Annotated in this window: 14 protein-coding genes; 8 read left to right on the plus strand and 6 right to left on the minus strand. The window is 68.1% G+C overall.

Annotated elements, in window-relative coordinates; translation table 11 throughout:
• Positions 1–64 precede the first annotated feature (64 nt).
• Positions 65–985 carry a DMT family transporter gene (locus ACODSM_RS00380; RefSeq protein ID WP_488803949.1) on the plus strand — a complete coding sequence of 307 codons (921 nt, stop codon included), beginning with the start codon at positions 65–67 and terminating at the stop codon, positions 983–985.
• 24 nt (positions 986–1,009) lie between these two features.
• Here the strand turns inward: ACODSM_RS00380 and ACODSM_RS00385 are convergent, their stop codons facing one another.
• Entirely contained in the window at positions 1,010–2,173 is a 1,164-nt protein-coding gene (locus ACODSM_RS00385; RefSeq protein ID WP_291433234.1) for a GGDEF domain-containing protein, read from the minus strand.
• A gap of 182 nt (positions 2,174–2,355) precedes the next feature.
• On the opposite strand from ACODSM_RS00385, the gene ACODSM_RS00390 reads away from it, so the two are divergent.
• On the plus strand, positions 2,356–3,237 hold the full coding sequence (locus ACODSM_RS00390; RefSeq protein ID WP_488803950.1) for a LysR substrate-binding domain-containing protein: 882 nt from the start codon (positions 2,356–2,358) through the stop codon (positions 3,235–3,237).
• A gap of 120 nt (positions 3,238–3,357) precedes the next feature.
• On the opposite strand, the gene ACODSM_RS00395 is transcribed toward ACODSM_RS00390, so the two are convergent.
• Both ACODSM_RS00395 and pssA read right to left on the minus strand, forming a co-directional pair.
• Positions 3,358–4,200, minus strand: a complete 843-nt coding sequence (locus tag ACODSM_RS00395; protein ID WP_488803951.1) for a PhzF family phenazine biosynthesis protein — start codon at positions 4,198–4,200, stop codon at positions 3,358–3,360.
• A gap of 42 nt (positions 4,201–4,242) precedes the next feature.
• Complete coding sequence (gene pssA / locus ACODSM_RS00400) at positions 4,243–4,869, minus strand: CDP-diacylglycerol--serine O-phosphatidyltransferase (RefSeq protein WP_488803952.1); 627 nt, start codon at positions 4,867–4,869, stop codon at positions 4,243–4,245.
• A 232-nt stretch (positions 4,870–5,101) separates the two neighbouring features.
• Between pssA and ACODSM_RS00405 the strand changes: the two genes are divergently transcribed.
• Complete coding sequence (locus tag ACODSM_RS00405) at positions 5,102–7,051, plus strand: acyl-CoA synthetase (protein WP_488803953.1); 1,950 nt, start codon at positions 5,102–5,104, stop codon at positions 7,049–7,051.
• A gap of 90 nt (positions 7,052–7,141) precedes the next feature.
• On the plus strand, positions 7,142–8,143 hold the full coding sequence (locus ACODSM_RS00410; protein ID WP_110960556.1) for a Bug family tripartite tricarboxylate transporter substrate binding protein: 1,002 nt from the start codon (positions 7,142–7,144) through the stop codon (positions 8,141–8,143).
• 89 nt (positions 8,144–8,232) lie between these two features.
• Here the strand turns inward: ACODSM_RS00410 and ACODSM_RS00415 are convergent, their stop codons facing one another.
• The gene (locus tag ACODSM_RS00415; RefSeq protein WP_488803954.1) at positions 8,233–10,305 is read right to left on the minus strand and encodes an acetoacetate--CoA ligase; all 2,073 of its coding nucleotides are present in this window, start codon (positions 10,303–10,305) and stop codon (positions 8,233–8,235) included.
• A 507-nt stretch (positions 10,306–10,812) separates the two neighbouring features.
• Between ACODSM_RS00415 and ACODSM_RS00420 the strand changes: the two genes are divergently transcribed.
• The 3 genes from ACODSM_RS00420 (at position 10,813) to ubiM (ending at position 14,420) form a co-directional block, all read left to right on the plus strand.
• Positions 10,813–12,393: a BCCT family transporter gene (locus tag ACODSM_RS00420; RefSeq protein ID WP_488803955.1), complete on the plus strand. Its 1,581-nt coding sequence runs from the start codon at positions 10,813–10,815 to the stop codon at positions 12,391–12,393.
• A 144-nt stretch (positions 12,394–12,537) separates the two neighbouring features.
• Entirely contained in the window at positions 12,538–12,969 is a 432-nt protein-coding gene (locus tag ACODSM_RS00425; RefSeq protein WP_488803956.1) for a hypothetical protein, read from the plus strand.
• Positions 12,970–13,148: 179 nt separating this feature from the next.
• Positions 13,149–14,420, plus strand: a complete 1,272-nt coding sequence (gene ubiM, locus ACODSM_RS00430; protein WP_488803957.1) for a 5-demethoxyubiquinol-8 5-hydroxylase UbiM — start codon at positions 13,149–13,151, stop codon at positions 14,418–14,420.
• Between the two features lie 80 nt (positions 14,421–14,500).
• On the opposite strand, the gene ACODSM_RS00435 is transcribed toward ubiM, so the two are convergent.
• Positions 14,501–15,412, minus strand: a complete 912-nt coding sequence (locus tag ACODSM_RS00435) for a class I SAM-dependent methyltransferase (protein ID WP_488803958.1) — start codon at positions 15,410–15,412, stop codon at positions 14,501–14,503.
• A gap of 175 nt (positions 15,413–15,587) precedes the next feature.
• Positions 15,588–16,334, minus strand: coding sequence for a zf-TFIIB domain-containing protein (locus tag ACODSM_RS00440; protein WP_488803959.1), 747 nt, complete (start codon positions 16,332–16,334; stop codon positions 15,588–15,590).
• 151 nt (positions 16,335–16,485) lie between these two features.
• Here ACODSM_RS00440 and ACODSM_RS00445 point away from each other — a divergent pair, with 151 nt between their 5' ends.
• A complete protein-coding gene (locus ACODSM_RS00445; RefSeq protein WP_309827597.1) occupies positions 16,486–17,775 on the plus strand; it encodes a solute carrier family 23 protein in 1,290 nt (429 codons plus the stop codon).
• Positions 17,776–17,875: the final 100 nt, after the last annotated feature.

Raw genomic sequence — 17,875 nt, forward strand, 5'->3', positions numbered from 1 at the left:
CAAGGCGGCCAGCGGATGCACCGAGGCGACCGGCAGAGCAGGCGCGCCCTTTGATAATGCACCGATGCCTTCCACCCGCAAAACACACATCGACGCCCTCGCCATCTCCCTGCTGCTCGCCTGCTGCATGTTCTGGGGCTTCCAGCAGGTGCTGGTCAAGGCCACGGTGGCCGAGGTGGCGCCGGTGTTCCAGGCCTTTGTGCGCTTTGCGCTGGCCACGGTGGCCGTGGCGGCCTGGTGCCTGTGGCGTGGTATCAGCCTTTCCGGCGTGGGCGAGCCCGCCGGAGCCACACGCGCCGGACTGCTGGCGGGGGCGCTGTTTGCCGGCGAGTTCGCGTGCATCTACCTGGGCCTGCAGTACACCACCGCGTCGCGGCTCACGGTGTTTTTGTATGCGTCTCCCTTCTGGGTGGCATTGCTGCTGCCGCGTTTCATCCCCGGTGAGCGCCTGCAGGGCTGGCAGTGGTTGGGCCTGGCCGCGGCCTTTGTGGGCGTGGGGCTGGCGCTGGGCGACGGGCTGCTGGGCCACGCCAGCACAGCGCTGCCACAAGGCTGGCTGGGAGATCTGCTGGGGCTGGCGGCAGGCCTGATGTGGGCGCTGACCACGGTGGTCATCCGCACCACGCCCCTGGCGCGTGTGGCGCCTGCCAAGCAGCTTTTCTATCAAGTGGCGGTAAGCACCGCGGTGCTACCGGTACTGTCGCTGGGCCTGGGCGAGGCCTGGGTCTGGCAGTTCAGCGGCTTTGCCTGGGGTTCGCTGCTGGTGCAGGCGCTGGTGGGTGCGTCTGTGAGCTATCTGGCCTGGATGTGGATGCTGGCGCACTACCCAGCCACCAAGATCTCGGTGTTCGTATTTCTCACGCCCGTGTTTGCGCTGCTGTTTGGCGCGCTGTGGCTGGGTGAGCCTGTGACGCCCGGGCTGGTGGCTGCGCTGGTGCTGGTGGCAGCGGGCATCGTGCTGGTGAACCGGCGGCCTGCGGGCTGAGGCACTGCGACCTGTGCAGCAGCCCTAACGCCATTCGACGCGGTTTCTGCCCGCGTTCTTGGCGGCATACAACGCCTCGTCGCTGAGTCCGATCTGCGCGTCCAGGGCCCGGGGGGAATCGTCTGGAATGCCGGCGTGCACGCCGACGCTGAGGGTGATCGGCACCATGGCGTTGGCCAGCCGCACGGGCGGCGACTCGATGGCCTTGCGCACATGCTCTGCCAGGCGCAGTGCGCCGGCTTGGTCGGTGGCAGGCAAGACCGCCAGAAACTCTTCTCCGCCATAGCGGGCGACCACGTCGGCCTGGCGCAGCCGCTGGCGAATGCGCAGCGCCACCTCACGCAGCACGGCGTCTCCGGCCAGGTGGCCATAGGTGTCGTTGACGCGCTTGAAGTGGTCAATGTCCAGCATCAGGAAAGCCAGCGGTTCCCCCTGGCGCCGAGCACGCGCGCCCAGCGCTGGCAGCAGGTCTTGCAGGGCACTGCGGTTGTACAGACCGGTGAGGCTGTCGTGCGTGGCCAAGGCGTGCTGCTGCTCCAGGGCGAATTCCATCTGCATCAGCACAAAGCCCATGCTGTTGACCAACAGAACGGCCATCACCGCAAAATAGGTCAGCCCCTGCACCTGGCCCGGCACGTTGTAGACGGCATCCCAATCGGACGCCCACACCATGTAAGCGGTGCGCACGACCAGCGTGAGCACCAAGCCCGCGCAGCCGGCAATCAGGACCCAGCGGCCCGTCAGGCGCCGCTCGACCAGCGCGGGGCCCCAGGCCTGGTACAGCAACATGCCGGCCATCACGCTCTGGATGCCGGCGACCAGGATGTTGCGCCAATGGTCGTCCCGCATGAACCACAGCACCACCACCATGTTGACGGCAAGGGGCAACCACACCAGCGCCGAGCGCACAGGCTGCGCGCGGTGCCGCTGAAACGACGCAATCGCCAGGGTATGCAGCACCAGCGTCAGGCCGCTGAGCAGGTTGGTTGCCAGGATCGACACTTCGGTCCAGCCGAATGCCCGCAGGCCGAACGCTGGGTAGGACAGCGCATTGACCACCAGCCCCAGCCCCCACAACGCCAGCCCCCGGTGCAAGCGGGCACGCAGGGCCACAAACACAATGGGCAGCGCCTGGGCGGTCGCAGCGGCCATGGTGGCGGCCAGCAAGGTGGCAAGGTCGAGCGTCATGGGCAAGGTGCAGGGGTGGGGCCAACCGCCGGCAACGGCAGCGCGGGCCATTCGGTCCGGGCAGTCTAATGCGCGCCGGGCTGGGATACCTTGATCCGACGAGGCCATAGGGCGCTTTGGCAGCCTGCACCGCTGCGGCAGCAACCGCAGAGTGCCAAAGCCCGCGTGTGAAAATCCCCCGCATGCCACCCCGCCTGCCCCCGCTGAACGCGGTCCGCGCCTTCGTGGCGGCGGCGCGGCACCAGAGCTTTACCCACGCAGCGCTGGAGCTGCACGTCACCCACAGCGCCATCAGCCGCCAGATCAAGGCGCTGGAGACCCACCTGGGCGTGGACCTGTTCGAGCGCAAGACGCGGCAGGTGCTGCTCACGGCGGCGGGCCACCAGTTCCACGCGCAGGTCGGCCCTGCGCTCGCGCAGATCGGCGCCGCCGCCCAGGCGCTGCGCGGCGACGCCGGGCTGCGCAGCGTCAAGATTAATGTGCGGCCCAGCTTTGCGGTGCGCTGGTTGATTCCCCGGCTGCCGGGTTTTGTGGCCCAGCACCCGGACATCGAACCCCAGGTCATCACCAGCACGCTGGCGCCAGACCATGCCACCGAAGCCTTCGACCTGGCCCTGCGGCGCGGCCCGCGCGGGTGGCCGCCGGGCATGCAGGTGCAGCCGTTTCTGGAGGATGAGGCGCTGGTGGTGGGCGCGCCCGCCCTGTTCGCCCAGCGCCCGGTGGCGCAGCCCGAGGTGCTGTCGGCCCATGTGCTGCTGCTGTCCAAATCGCGCAGCAAGGACTGGGAGAGCTGGAAGAAGCTGGTGAGCGCCCCCGCGCTGCAACCCGCCAGCTGCCTGCAGTTTGACCACCTGCACTTTGTGCTGCAGGCCGCCCTGGACGGGCTGGGCTTTGCGGTAGCGCCGGTGTCGCTGATCACCCACGACCTGGCCTCGGGGCGGCTGGTGTCGCCGCTGCCCAGCTTGCGGCTGCCGCTGACGCGGCACTACCTGGGCATGGCGCCGGACCCGTCACCGGAGACGCTGCGTTTTGTGCAGTGGCTCCAGGACGAGATCAGCGCCTGAGCGGGAGGCAAGGCAGGGCGGGCAAGGCCCCCAACGCGCCGGTTTTGCCCGATTTCTGCACAAATCAGGCAGTAGCGCTAGTGCATCATGCGCTAGCAGCTATATTTTCAATAGCAGAACTCATTCGCTGTCATCCATCCACCGCGCCGTGCCCGACACGCGGATGGAGCTGCCGGGCGCGGGCCCGATCTCGGCCCGCAGGCGCGAGCGCATGCCCATGTCCTCGCCCTGCACCACGTCGATGGCGCCGCCGTGCGGCCAACCCAGGTCACGCAGGTAGCCCGCCAGTGCGGCCGTGGCAGCGCCCGTGGCCGGGTCTTCCAGCACGCCGCCCGAGGCAAAGGCATTGCGGGTGTGCAGCAGGCGGTCCGACTCCACCCACACCAGCACGATGGTGACGAGCTTGGCATTCACCATCAGCGTGCGGCCAACGTCCAGCGCGTAGTGCATGGCCGCCAGCGCAGTACGGCTGCGCAGCGCCAGCACCAGGTGGTCGGCCCCGCCGTGGATGAGCGCGGGCGGAATGCGCGGGTCCAGATCGGCCGCGCTGAGGCCAAACAGGGCCAGCGCATCGGCCAGCAGCCCAGCCGACACAGGCCCGCTGCGCGTGGGGGGCGACTGCAGCGCTGCCTGCACCAGATCGCCCGCGCGGCGGCCTTCGACCGTGATCTCGGCCTGGCTCAGCGACAGGGCAAACACGCCGTCGCCCTCGCGCTGCGCGAGCGCGGCGCCCAGGGCAATCGTGGCGTGGCCACAAAACGGCACCTCGCTCTCGGGCGCAAAGTAGCGCACCCGCCAGCGGCCATCGCCCAGCGGCGCGGCAAACGCGGTTTCAGAAAAGCCGACTTCGGCAGCAATGCGCTGCATGTCGGCGGGGCTGGGCAGCGCGTCACCGATCCACACACCGGCGGGGTTGCCGCCCTGGGTGCCGTCGGAGAACGCTGCGATTTTTTGGAGTGCCATGGGGTTCGACGTTCAGAAAGACGGGACGAACCCGCGAGTGGCTCAGAGCTTCGGAATCCGAATCCGGCTGATCATCAGCGACCCCGACAGCGCAAACAGCAGCACCAGCGGGTGCAGCGTGAAGCCGCCGATCAGCAGCTTGCCAAACCACAGGTTCTCGCGCACCGCACCCAGCCAGGCGGCCAGGGCCAGCAGGCCCACCAGCACGATGGAGGTGGGAATGGGCGTACCCTCGAAGTATTTGACCTTGCCGTCGTCGCCCGACAGTGTTTCGGCCGTGACGTTGTAGCGTGCCAGGCGCGACACGCCGCAGGCCACGAAGTAGGCCAGCACGATGCGGTCGTACAGGCCCTGCATGCCGCAGCCATACGCAATGATGGCCGGGGCCACGCCGAACGAGATCACGTCGGCCAGCGAGTCCAGCTCGCGGCCCATGGCCGAGCTTTTCTGGCGCCAGCGGGCGATGCGGCCGTCCAGCACATCAAAGATCAGCGCGGCCAGCACCAGGGCACATGCAAAGTACAAGTGCACCACATTGCTGGTCTCCAGGTACGACATGACCGAGAACAGCGCGCCCACGCCGCAGACCGCATTGCCCAGCGTGAACCAGTCGGCCAGGTGGAACTCACGGATCATCGAAAAACGTTTGGGCGGTTGCGGAGTGTTCATGGAGGAAGGGCGCGCGGAGGCGCGCGCAGTGGCAATCAACAAGGTCCATTATGGGTGTGCCGCACCGCAGGGGATCGTTAACCCTCTCTGACATCTGCGTGACTGCTTTTGCGCGGACACACAGACAGACTGTGGCCACGCGGCGGGCGCGGCAGGGTAGGACGATGCCGCATCCGCCCTGTGACCGACCCGACCTCCCCCACAAGACCCGAGATAAGACCCGAGACACGCCATGCGCCTCCCTCAGATGCCCCCGCTCCACCTGCCTTTTGCCCCCGGTGCCCCGGTGCGCAGCCTGCAGGACGTGGAACGGATCGAAGCCCGCCCCCTGGCCGAGGCGCTGCCGGTGCAGAGCACCTACGAGATTATTGTGAACTCGGCGGCAGCGTTTGGCGACAAGACGGCGCTGACCTTTTTGCCCACCGCCGACCCGGCAGTCGAGCCCATCCGCTGGTCGTACGCCCAGCTGCTCACCGGCATCCACCAGACGGCCAACCTGCTGCACCACCTGGGCGTGGGCCCGCAAGACGCGGTGGCCGTGCTGCTGCCCGGCTGCCTGGAATACCACCTGGCCCTGTGGGGCGGCGAAGCGGCGGGCATCGTGCAGCCGCTCAACCCCATGCTCACCGACGAGAAGATTGCGGCCATGATGACCTTGGCCCGCGCCAAGGTGCTGATTGCCTACGGCGGCGAGGGCGACCTGGGCTACTGGAGCAAGGCCCTGCGCCTGCGCGCCCTGGTGCCCACGCTGCAGACAGTGCTGCGCGTGGCACCGCACGATGAGGCGCCGGGTGCCGCGCCCGCCCTGCCCGCTGGCGTGCTGGACCTGGCCGCGCGCCACCAGCACCCGAGCGACCACCTGGTGAGCGGCCGCCGCATCGCAGCCACGGACATCGCCGCGTACTTCCACACCGGCGGCACCACCGGCGCGCCCAAGCTGGCCCGCCACAGCCATGGCGCGCAGGTGTTCACCGCCTGGGGCAGCGTGCAGATGCAGGGCATACGGCCCGAGGACGTGGGCATCAACGGTTACCCGCTGTTCCATGTGGCGGGCGTGCTGCCGGGCTCGCTGGCGGCGCTGTCGGCGGGGGTGGAAACCATCATCCCCACCACCGGCCTGTTCCGCAACCGCGAGGTGATTGCCAACTACTGGCGGCTGGTGGAGCGCTACCGCTGCACCTACCTGTCCGCCGTGCCCACGGTGCTGGCAGCGCTGGCCAATGTGCCGCTGGACGGGGCCGACATTTCCACCCTGCGCTACTGCCGCACCGGCGCGGCCATCCTGGCGCCCGAGCTGGCGGCGCGGTTCGAGCGCCTGTTCAACCTGCACATCCACGAAAGCCTGGGCATGACGGAGATGGCGGGCATCTCCACCATCACGCCCCCCGGCGTGAACGCGCCCGCAGGCTGCGTCGGCTGGCGGCTGCCCTACACGCAGTTGCGCGTGGTGGCGCTGGATGCGCAGGGCAATGCCTCCGACCAAGACCTGCCGCCGGGCCAGCCGGGCATGGTGCTGTTCCAATCGCCCAACCTGTTCTCCGGCTTTCTGGACGCGGCCGATACCGCCAAGGCGTTCACCCCCGACGGCTGGCTGGCCACGGGCGACCTGGGTTTTGTGGACGACCAGGGCCGCCTGCACCTGAGCGGCCGCTCCAAGGACCTCATCATCCGCAGCGGCCACAACATCGACCCCAAGGTGATCGAAGACGCGCTGGGCGCCCACCCCGCCGTGCAGCTGTGCGCCGCCGTGGGCGCGCCCGATGCCTATGCGGGCGAGCTGCCTGTGGTGTACGCCACGCTGCGGCCAGGTGAGCAGGTGACCGAAGCAGAACTGATGGCCTTTACCGCCGAGCGCGTGGACGAGGCTGTGGCCCGCCCGCGGTGGGTGCAGGTGATCGAGACCATGCCCGTGACCAACGTGGGCAAGATCTACAAGCCCGAGCTGCGCCAGCGCGCGGCCTGCCACACGGTGCAGGCGCTGGTGGATAGCGTGTGCGCAGAAGCCCCGGGCAGCCCCCGCCCCCAGGTACAGCCCGAGGGCGACAGCGCAGTGCGCGTGACCGTGGCTCCAGGCCCCGGCGCAGACGCGCTGCAGGCCCGCCTGCGCGAAGTGCTCGCGCCCCTGCCCCTCACCGTGCGGGTCACCACCGCTCCCGCCGCAGGGAGCCCCCAGACCGCATAAGCCCATGGCGTGACAGCCAGGCCCCGGCCCGCCACCATGCATCGCGGAGCCCGCAGAGTGATTTTTATAACCATGACAGGAGACAAACCCATGCCCTTCCACGCCCTCACCCGCCGTTCCTGGCTCGGCGCCGCCGCGCTGGCGGCTGCCACCACCTGCACCGGCACCGCCGCCTGGGCGCAGGCCGCCTATCCCAACAAGCCCATCAAGGTGGTGGTGCCCTTCGCCCCCGGCGGCGCCACCGACGTGCTGGCGCGCGTGCTGGCTGAGAAGATGGCCGTGGGCCTGGGCCAGCCCATGGTCATCGACAACAAGCCTGGCGCGGCCGGCATCATCGGCACCGACGCGGTGGCCAAGGCCGCACCGGACGGCTACACCCTGCTGCTGGCGCTGAGCAACTCCATGCTCACCAACCAGTTCCTGTACACCAAGCTGCCCTACAGCCCCGAGAAGGACATCGCGCCCATCTACCAGATCGCCATCGCGCCCCTGGTGCTGGTGGCCCACCCCAGCGTGCCGGTGGCCACGGGGCCTGAGCTGCTGAAATACATCGCCGCCAACAAAGGCAAGGTGGCCTACGGTTCGTACGGCACGGGTGCCTACCCGCACCTGGCCGGTGCGTACATGAGCCAGTCGCAGAACGCCGACATGAGCCACGTGGCCTACCGGGGCGAGGCGCCCATGGTGCAGGACCTGCTGGGCGGGCAGATCCAGATTGCTTTTGCGAGTGCACTGCAGGTCAAGGCGCACATCGACGCCGGCAAGCTCAAGGCCATTGGCGTGAGCGGCGAGCGCCGCATGGGCACGCTGCCCAACGTGCCCACGCTGGGCGAACAGGGCCTGAACGACGAGGCCTACCGCGTGGCGGGCTGGCTGGCGTTTGGAGCCCCCGCAGGCACACCGCCCGCCATCCTGGAGCGCGTTGCGGCCGAGGTGCGCAAGGCCACCGAGCATCCTGATGTGGCCCAGCGCATCACCGCCATGGGTTTTGACGTGCAGAAGAGTTCACCAGCGTTGTTCACTGCCGCCATGAACAAGGAACGCCCGGTGTGGGAGCGGCTGATCAAGGCGTCTGGCGCGAAGCTGGACTGACCCCCCTGAGGCACAGTGCGCCTCGGTGTCGCACCCACATTTGCATCTAAGCAAGGCTCTAGCGCTTATTAAATAAGCGCTAGCAGCTATTATTTTTGCAGCACGCTCGCCCGCTGTGCCGCTAACGCCACATACCAGTCCAAGCACCCTGGGTTGGCCATTGCGTCCTTGTTCACCACCTTCTCGATGGGCTGACCCAGCAACAGTTTCTTGATGGGCAGCTCCTGCTTTTTGCCGCTCAGCGTGCGTGGCACCTCGGCCACCGCAAAGATGTCGTCGGGCACAAAGCGTGGGCTCAGCGCTGTGCGCACGGCGCCGTTGATGCGCGCGCGCAGGGCGTCGTCCAGCGCGTAGCCAGGGCGCAGCACGACAAACAGCGGCATGTAGCTCTCGCGGCCCAGGTATTCCAGGTCCACCACCAGGCTGTCGAGCACTTCGGGCAGAGCCTCCACCGCGCTGTAGATCTCGCTCGTGCCCATGCGCAGGCCGTGGCGGTTGATGGTGGCGTCAGAGCGGCCATAGATCACGCAGCCGCCGTTGGCGCCGATCTTGAGCCAGTCGCCATGCCGCCAGACCGCGCCCATGCTGGCGGGGCCGTCGCCACCGCCGGGCTGGCGGCCGTGGCCTGCGGGGTACATGTCGAAGTAGCTCGACAGATAACGCGAACCGTCCTTGTCGCCCCACAGGTAGAGCGGCATGGATGGAATGGGCTGCGCGCAGACCAGCTCACCCACCGCGTCCTGCACGGGGCGGCCCTCGGCGTCCCACGACTCTACGGCCGCGCCCAGCATGCGGCATTGCATCTCGCCGGGCACCTGCGGCATCTCGCGGTTGCCGCCGATGAAGGCGCCGCAAAAGTCGGTGCCCCCTGAAATGTTGTTCCACCAGATGTCGTGCGTACCAATGGCTTCAAACTGCGCCGTGCCCCACTGCTGTACCTCAGGCGACAAGGGCGAGCCCGTGGTGCCCAGCGCGCGGATGCGGGTGAGGTCGCCATAGTCGCTGAGCGTGATGCCCGCCTTCATGCAGTTGGCAAAAAACGCCGCGCCCGCGCCGAAGAAGGTCACGCCCGTATCGGCCGCAAAACGCCACAGCACGCCCCAGTCGGGGTGGTCCTTGCTGCCGCCGGGGTTGCCGTCGTAGATCACGCAGGTGGTGCCCGACAGCAGGCCGCTGAGCTGCGCGTTCCACATCACCCAGCCGGTGGAGCTGTACCAGTGGTAGCGCTCACCAAAGCTGTTGGCCTCGTAGCTGCAGCCGATGTCGTTGTGCAGCACCTTGAGCTGCAGCGCCACCAGCACTGTGCCGCCGTGGCCGTGCACGATGGGCTTGGGCAGGCCGGTGGTGCCGCTGGAGTAGACGATCCACAGCGGGTGGTCAAACGGTAGCCACATGGGCTCGAAAGCCACCGTTTCAGCGTCATTTCGGGCGGTAGCGCCAGTCCAGCTTGCCCATCCAGCTATCGAAACAGAAGCATCCAGATTGCCGAGCAGCACCGCGTGCTGCACGCTGGGCAGGGCTTCGCGCAGCTCGGCCAGCACGGGGCGGCGGTCGTGGTCGCGGCCGCCGTAGGTCACGCCGTCCACACCGATCAGCACCTTGGGCTCGATCTGCCGAAAGCGGTCGAGCACCGCATGCGTGCCCATGTCGGGCGCGCAGATGCTCCACACACCGCCGATGCTCACCGTGGCCAGAAAGGCGATCATGGCCTCGGGCACGTTGGGCAGGTAGGCGGCCACGCGGTCGCCCGGCATCACGCCCTGGGCCTTGAGGTGCAGGGCCAGCGACGCGACCTGGCGGCGCAGCTCGGGCCAGCTCAGCTCGCGGTGCTGGCCTTTTTCGTTGCGGCTGATGATGGCGGGCAGGCCCGCCGCGTGAGCAGCATCCACGTGCCGCAGCGCCTGGCGTGCGTAGTTGACCTGGGCGCCAGGGAACCATTGCGCGCCGGGCATGGTGTTCTTGGCGAGCACGGCGGTGTGGGGCGTGGGCGACTGCAAATCAAAGTAGTCCCACACGCTTTGCCAGAACGCATCCAGCTCGGTGGTGGACCAGCGCCACAGCGCGTCATAGCTGTCGAACTGCAGGCCGCGCGTATCGCGCAACCAGTTCTGGTACAGGCGGATCTGGGGGATGTAGGGCGGGGTTGTGTGTGTTGTCTCCATGGCGACGCAGCGTACCAGCGGGCCCATCCACTGACCATGCTGGCACGTCTCCAAATTGACAGCGTCCCTGCGCTTGACTGCGGTATTTCCCGCAGCTGTTGTGGGGTGTTACATAAAATTGCGGCTTCTCCCTCTCTGCGTGCAGCTTCTTTGCTGCCTGACGGCCGCCTTTCCTGGCGCATTCGTCCGCAGATAAACCGCCTTGCCGCGCCACCGCTGCGCGCATCGGCATGGAGGCATCCGTACCCCGGTCACCCGGGTGTGCGTGGGCCTCCAGGGCCACGCATTGCTGCGTCGGGCCCGCCTTTTTTTCGTGATGTGTTTCGGCACGCTCCTGTCTGCCCCCTTGGCTGCGCGTTGTCGCGCACCAGGCAGCCCGGGAGACCGCCTTTCGTCGTCTTTGCGCGACGGAGTCTGCCGGGTTTTGCCGCTGGTACTGAACAGCGCGCCGGTGCCTGATAGCGCCCGGCAGCACATCCTTTGTTGATCTTCGAGAAAGGTGACTCCATGGAACTTCTCATCTCGGCGGGGCTGATCCTCGCCATCGTGCTCTGGGGCGTGGTTGCGCCCGATTCGCTGGGCACCGTGTTCGACACGGCCCTGGCGGCCATCACGCGCAATTTCGGCTGGTTCTACCTGTGGGTGGTTCTGGGCCTGGTGGTGATGGCGCTCATCCTGGCCTTCAGCCGCTATGGAGACCTGAAGCTGGGCCAGGAGGACGACGAGCCCGAATTCTCCATCGGCGCGTGGTTTGCCATGCTGTTTGCGGCGGGCATGGGCATCGGCCTCGTGTTCTGGGGTGTGGCAGAGCCCATCTCGCACTACGGCACGCCGCCGCCCGGCATCGCGCCGAATACACCCGAAGCCGCCAACGCGGCCATGCGCTACAGCTTCTTCCACTGGGGCCTGCACCCCTGGGCGGTGTACAGCATCGTCGCGTTGGCGATTGCGTTTTTCCAGTTCCGCCGGGGCGGCTCAGCGCTGGTCAGCACGGCGGTGATGGCGCTGCCCTGGGCGCCGCTGCAGCGCATCGGGCCCGTCGTGAACATCCTCGCGGTGATCGCCACGGCCTTTGGCGTGGCCGCCTCGCTGGGCATGGGCGCGCTGCAGATCAACAGCGGCCTGGCAGCCACGATGGGCGTGCCGGTGAACGAGGCCTGGCAGGTGGGCATCATCGTGGTGACGACGGTGCTGTTCCTCACCTCGGCCGTGTCGGGCGTGGCGCGGGGCATCAAGTGGCTGTCCACCATCAACCTGGTCATGGCCGCACTGCTGGCGCTGGCGGTGTTCGTGCTGGGCCCCACGGTGATCATCATCGACAGCTTCACCAACACGCTGGGCAGCTACCTGAGCGAGTTCGTGCGCATGAGCCTGCGCATGACGCCGTTCCGCGACAGCGGCTGGGTGAGCGGCTGGACGGTGTTCTACTGGGCCTGGTGGGTGAGCTGGTCGCCCTTTGTGGGCCTGTTCATCGCACGCGTCTCGCGCGGGCGCACGATTCGCGAATTCATCCTGGGCACCGTGCTGGCGCCCACGCTGGCCGCGTTTGTGTGGTTCTCGGTGTTCGGCGGTACGGCCCTGCATCTGGAGATCATGCAGGGCGTGCCTCTGTCGGAAGCCGTCAAGGCCGATGTGTCCACCGCACTTTTTGCCATGTTCAACGCGCTGCCCTGGGGTGCCGTGATGTCGTTCGTGGCCACCGTGCTGGTGCTCGTGTTCTTCGTCACCTCGGGGGACTCGGCCACGCTGGTGCTGGGCATGATGAGCACGGGCGGCAATGAGAACCCGTCGGCGCGCGTCAAGATCACCTGGGGCGTGCTGGTGTCGGGCATCGCCATCAGCCTGCTGCTGGCCGGGGGCGTGAAGGCGGTGCAGACCGCCACCATCGTGTTCGCGCTGCCGTTCACTGCCGTCATCCTGCTGATGGCACTGGCACTGTGGCGTGGCGTGAAAGCCGACTGGGAAGCCGACGACCGCCGCGACCGCGCCCTGCGCCGCCGCATGCGCGAGATGGTGGGCCCAACGCACCACGCAGGCCACCCGGCCGCCGCCAACACCTCAGCGCCCCGGCCAAACGCTCCACGCTGACGGAGACTGGCCCACCCTTGCGGCCGGCGTGGAGATGCGGTCTGACACACAACCGCCCCCAGCCGGGGGTGAAGGTGGGTCTATCATCCGCAGCCACATTGGTGGTGCGGCAATGGGCCGCAACACATCTCGACGTCGCTGCCCATGAAAATGCTCTTGTCCGCCTGGCCCGCCCTGGCCCTGTTGTTGCCCGTGCTGTGGCTGGTGTCGGTCATCGTGTTCCTGGCCAAGGGCAACCGGCGCGCGGTGGCGCAGCTGATGGCCCTGCTGGCGTGCTTTCTGATCGGCGCGCTGCTCATGGAGTTCTTCACCTTCATGGGCGCCCTCATGGCCCGCTCGGGCAGCCAGCACGCCACGCCCACACTGGGCACCGGCACGCGCCAGTTGCTGGAGACCATTGCCAACCCCCGCTCCATCACCGCGCCGCCGCTGTCGCTGGCGGCCTGGGCGGCGTACAGCATCCCGGCGGGCTACCTGTGGCTGCTGGTGACGTGGGTGCTGCATCTGCGCGGCAAGAAGGCGGGTCCGGCCAAAAAGAAGTCCGCCAAAAGCCCGCGCAAGGCTGCCAAAGACTGAGTTTTGCAGGTTTTAGCCCCCAGGCGCTAGAACCACATGCCTGAGTAGCTATTTTTTGGATAGCAGTACCACACCATGGCTTGACGCAGGGCAAAGCGTGCCCCAACCCGCCCGCCCACAATGGCGCGCTGCCTCCCCGTCCCGGGGCGGGCACCTTGTCACCCTGCATTCCTCCCGCCATGACCACCCACCACAGCGACGTCCTCATCGTCGGCGCAGGCCCGGCGGGCCTGTCGCTGGCAACCTCCCTGGCGCAAGCCGGGTTCACCGCCACCGTGGTCGAGCAGCAGAGCGACAGCGCGCTGGCCGCGCCCGCGCCGGACGGCCGCGAGATCGCGCTGACCCACCCCAGCCGCGACACATTGCAGCGCCTGGGCAGCTGGGGCCTGCTGGCCGCGCATGAGGTGGGCACTATCTGCGAAGCCCAGGTACACGACGGCCCGCTGGGCCAGCACAGCGCGCTGCAACTGAGCACCCCGCAGACCCCGGAGGGTGCAGCGCCCGGCGCGCTGGGCTTCATCGTGCCCAACCATGCGCTGCGCCGCACCGCCTACGCCGTGGCGGCGCGCACGCCGGGGGTTCAAATCGTCACCCAGGCCCAGGTCACGCGCGCAGCCACGCTGGCCGGGCATGCAGAGCTGGACTATGTGCCGGCTGGTACCCCTGACGCCCCACCCCAACGCCTGACGGCCCCGCTGCTGGTCGCCGCCGACAGCCGCTTTTCGGCCACGCGCCGCCAGCTGGGCATCGGCGCGCAGATGACTGACTTTGGCCGCACCGTCATCGTCTGCCGCATGCGCCACGCCCTGCCCCATGGCAACGTGGCGCACGAATGTTTTGGCTACGACCGCACGCTGGCCGTGCTGCCCCTGCCCGATGACCCACAGGCGGGGCACGCGCTGTGCTCGGTGGTGGTCACAGCGGGCGCGGCCGACGCAGCGGCGCTGATGGCCCAAAGCCCCGAGGCCTTTGCCGCCCAGGTGCAGGCCCAGTTCAACGACCGGCTGGGGGCTATGGCGCTGGTGGGCGAGCGGCACGCCTACCCGCTGGTGGCCGTGTATGCCCAGCGCTTTGCGGGCCACCGCTGCGCGCTGCTGGGTGATGCCGCCGTGGGCATGCACCCGGTCACAGCCCACGGCTACAACCTGGGCCTGGCCGGGGTGGAGCGGCTCACGGCCGCGCTGGTCAGCGCGCGCCAGCGCGGGCAGGACATGGGCAGCGCCGACGCGCTGGCCCCTTACGCCCAGGGCCACCACCGCAATGCCTGGCCCATCTACCAGGGCACCAACGCCATCGTGCGGCTGTACACCGACGCCCGCCCGGTGCCGCGCCTGCTGCGCCAGCTGGTGCTGCAAGGCGCGCGGCGCCTACCGCCCCTACAGGCGGCCATCGTGGGGCAGCTGACGGGCCAGCCACCCCAATGGATGCGCGCACTGGCGCTCAGGCCGTAGCCGCGCCCTACAACAGGCGCAGCGGGAGTAACGGGTAGCCCCCACTGCGGGCAATTCGCCAAAGACGACTCAGTGGGACTTCATTCCCCGATTCCCAGCGTCGCCAGGCCATACAGCGGCGCACCCAGCCAGGGGCGCCACAGCAAGTCCATGGCAATGCCCGGCCAGCCATAGCCCTCCGCCACGCTTTGCTCACGCAGCAACTGCAGGCGCGGGTGCATGGCCTCCAGCTCCGCCATGCGGCCCACGCCCCAGCGGAACTCTGCACCCGTAGCCCGCACGCTGGCGTGGCGGGCCGCGCAGCCCACGGCCCGGCGCGTCATCACGTCCAGCACCATGCGCGAGCCTGGCGGCGCATGCTGCGCAAACTCGGCCAGCACGGCATGCACCTGCGCGGGCGGCAGGTACATCAGCACGCCTTCGCACACCAGCAGCACCGGCGTGGCGCTGCGCTGCGTGGGCAGCCCCAGCCGCTGCCACCAGCCGGGGTGTGACAGGTCCAGATCGGCGTGGCGCATGCGCGGGCACGGCGGCGGCAGCAGCGGCCGGCGCAGCGCCATCACCTCGGGCAGGTCGGCATCGAGCCACTGGTTGGCCCCCCCGTCCAGCCACTGGAAATAGTGGGTCAGCCCACACCCCAGGTTGACGCCCAGGGCCTGCGGATGCGCGGCAAAAAAGGCGCGCCCCGCCGCCTGAATGGCCCTGGTGCGCCACAGCACATGCAGCACCGTGGGCAGGTCGTCCAGGGTACCGCTCACATCGGCATCCATCTGCGCCAGCAGCGCCGGGGCCACGGCATCGTGGCAGTCCAGCAAGGGGAAATAGCGCCCCCCATAGGCACGCGCCGCCAACGGGATGAGCAGGGTGCTGGGGACGGGCGGCAGCTGCGCGCGCTGCAACGGCAGGCTGACAGCGCAGCGGGTCACGCCCTCTGCGGGCGCAGCGCTGCGCGGCGGTCGGACAACACGGCGTCGGGGAAGGGACTGCGGCACGGGGCGCTCCTCCGGTGGCAGCGGGCGCCACGGTTGGGTGGGATGCGGGGGCCCAAGGTCAGGGCAAGGGCCTGCGACCATTCTGAAGGGTCGGCCTCAGTCTGTCGTGAATGACCGCAGCGCGTACTGCGGTATGTCAATGCGCTGGCGGGCCCCTCAGCACGTGTTCACGTTCTCAGTCCTTCATCAGCGCCCACACCAGCGCCACCCCGGCCGCCAGCAGATCGCCGGTGAACGAGCTGTCATTGGCGTCGCTGCTGGCCGTGGTGAATGCGCGCTTCTGGCGCTCGCGCTCGGCCCGGGCGCGGTCGCGCTCCAGGGCCACCAGGGCGTCGCCAATGTCCACGGGCGACGCCGACGCCACCGGTGCCTTGGCGCTCGCGGCGGCATAACCCTCCATGGCGCGCACCACGGCATGGGGGTCGATGAGGGAGAACGCGGCGCGGCAATAGGGGCAGGCGTGGTCTTTGCGGATGTCCACGGGCGCGCCGCAGCTGGTGCAGTAGATGGCGCCCACCCGTTGGGCCAGGTCGTCAATCTCGGGGCGCGTCATGTGTCGCACAAAGCCCTTTTCGACCATGAAGGACGAGAAGCTGCTGAAGCGCCCATGCTGGCGCCCGCAACGGTAGATCATGTAGCGGCCGCTGCGCACCACGTCGAAGCCTTTGGCCAGGCTGGTGTTGCAGCGCGGGCAGGCCATGCTCTCGGACAGGGGCTGGTGCTGGTCGGTGCGGTGCTCGTGCAGCAGGCGAAACAGCTCGACCACCGACTGGGGCGAGAGCTTGAGGTTTTCGTGCCGGTCAAACCACAGGCCCTGGCAGGCAAAACAAATGTCCAGCTCCAGCGCGTGCCCCTGGTTGCTGGTGAACCGGTGCGCCTCCATGGGCTGGCGGCAAGAGGGGCAGGACGGCTGAGGGTGCATGGCGGCGGTGGCTGTGGCAGGCAGAGCAGAGGTTGGCGCAGATGCTAACCCGGCACAACGCGGGTGAACGCCTGGCAACTGACGCGCAGGTTCACGGCAAGGCCATCCCCATCCACTAGCATTCGCGCCTCAACAACAAGGAACCAACAAGATGGGATTCATGAACTGGCGCGTGAAAAGCGCTGAGGTGTTGCAACAAGGCGGCGTGATCGCGCCGGACGAGCGGCTGCCCTGGCCGCAGACGGCGGTGATGGGCGTGCAACACGTGATTGCGATGTTTGGCGCCACGGTGCTGGCGCCCATCCTGATGGGCTTTGACCCGAACGTGGCCATCCTGATGAGCGGCATCGGCACGCTGATCTTCTTCCTCGTCACCGGCGGCAAGGTGCCCAGTTACCTGGGGTCGAGCTTTGCGTTCATCGGTGTGGTGATCGCGGCCACGGGGTATGCAGGCCAGGGAGCCAACGCCAACATCGGCGTGGCGCTGGGCGGCATCATTGCGTGTGGCCTGGTCTACACGCTCATCGGCGCGCTGGTGCAAGCCATCGGCACGGGCTGGATCGAGCGCTTCATGCCGCCCGTGGTCACGGGCTCGGTGGTGGCGGTGATCGGGCTGAACCTGGCGGGCATCCCCATCAAGAACATGGCGGCCGGCAACTTTGACAGCTGGATGCAGGTGGTGACCTTTGTGAGCGTGGGCCTGGTGGCCGTGCTCACGCGCGGCATGGTGCAGCGCCTGTTGATCCTGGTGGGGCTGATCGTGGCCAGCATCATCTATGCAGTGCTGACCAACGGCCTGGGCCTGGGCAAGCCCATGGACCTGACCGCACTGGCCAACGCTGCGTGGTTTGGCCTGCCGAACTTTGCGGCCCCGCAGTTCAGCGGCAATGCCATGCTGCTGATCGCACCCGTGGCCATCATCCTGGTGGCCGAGAACCTGGGCCACGTGAAGGCCGTGACGGCCATGACCGGCCAGAACCTGGACCGCTACATGGGCCGCGCGTTCATCGGTGACGGCATTGCCACCATGGTCAGTGGCAGCGCAGGCGGCACGGGCGTGACCACCTATGCCGAGAACATCGGCGTGATGGCGGCGACCAAGATCTATTCCACCGCCGTATTCCTGCTGGCGGGTGTGTTTGCGCTGGTGCTGGGCTTTTCCCCCAAGTTCGGCGCACTGATCCAGACCATTCCGCTGCCGGTGATGGGCGGGGTGTCGATCGTGGTGTTTGGCCTGATCGCGGTGGCGGGCGCCAAGATCTGGGTGGACAACAAGGTGGACTTTTCGCAGAACAAGAACCTCATCGTGGCGGCCATCACCCTCATCCTGGGCACGGGCGACTTCACGCTGAAGTTCGGCCAGTTTGCGCTGGGCGGCATCGGCACCGCCACGTTCGGAGCGATCCTGCTGTACGCGCTGCTCAACCGCAAAGCGGCGTAATCTGTGGATGAGACCGGGCTGAACCGCATTTGTAAGGGTTAACCCTTAACTTGTAAGGAACGAAGGCTAGCATCTTGGGTTTTGTCCACAGGGCCATCCG

It is taken from the genome of Acidovorax sp. FG42, from assembly GCF_057809195.1.

What these genes read in the sequence shown, in the direction of transcription:
- ACODSM_RS00380 (WP_488803949.1), top strand. Translation starts at nt 65, where the DNA reads ATGCCTTCCACCCGCAAAACACACATCGACGCCCTCGCCATCTCCCTG.
- ACODSM_RS00385 (WP_291433234.1), bottom strand. Translation starts at nt 2,173, where the DNA reads ATGACGCTCGACCTTGCCACCTTGCTGGCCGCCACCATGGCCGCTGCG.
- ACODSM_RS00390 (WP_488803950.1), top strand. Translation starts at nt 2,356, where the DNA reads ATGCCACCCCGCCTGCCCCCGCTGAACGCGGTCCGCGCCTTCGTGGCG.
- ACODSM_RS00395 (WP_488803951.1), bottom strand. Translation starts at nt 4,200, where the DNA reads ATGGCACTCCAAAAAATCGCAGCGTTCTCCGACGGCACCCAGGGCGGC.
- pssA (WP_488803952.1), bottom strand. Translation starts at nt 4,869, where the DNA reads ATGAACACTCCGCAACCGCCCAAACGTTTTTCGATGATCCGTGAGTTC.
- ACODSM_RS00405 (WP_488803953.1), top strand. Translation starts at nt 5,102, where the DNA reads ATGCGCCTCCCTCAGATGCCCCCGCTCCACCTGCCTTTTGCCCCCGGT.
- ACODSM_RS00410 (WP_110960556.1), top strand. Translation starts at nt 7,142, where the DNA reads ATGCCCTTCCACGCCCTCACCCGCCGTTCCTGGCTCGGCGCCGCCGCG.
- ACODSM_RS00415 (WP_488803954.1), bottom strand. Translation starts at nt 10,305, where the DNA reads ATGGAGACAACACACACAACCCCGCCCTACATCCCCCAGATCCGCCTG.
- ACODSM_RS00420 (WP_488803955.1), top strand. Translation starts at nt 10,813, where the DNA reads ATGGAACTTCTCATCTCGGCGGGGCTGATCCTCGCCATCGTGCTCTGG.
- ACODSM_RS00425 (WP_488803956.1), top strand. Translation starts at nt 12,538, where the DNA reads ATGAAAATGCTCTTGTCCGCCTGGCCCGCCCTGGCCCTGTTGTTGCCC.
- ubiM (WP_488803957.1), top strand. Translation starts at nt 13,149, where the DNA reads ATGACCACCCACCACAGCGACGTCCTCATCGTCGGCGCAGGCCCGGCG.
- ACODSM_RS00440 (WP_488803959.1), bottom strand. Translation starts at nt 16,334, where the DNA reads ATGCACCCTCAGCCGTCCTGCCCCTCTTGCCGCCAGCCCATGGAGGCG.
- ACODSM_RS00445 (WP_309827597.1), top strand. Translation starts at nt 16,486, where the DNA reads ATGGGATTCATGAACTGGCGCGTGAAAAGCGCTGAGGTGTTGCAACAA.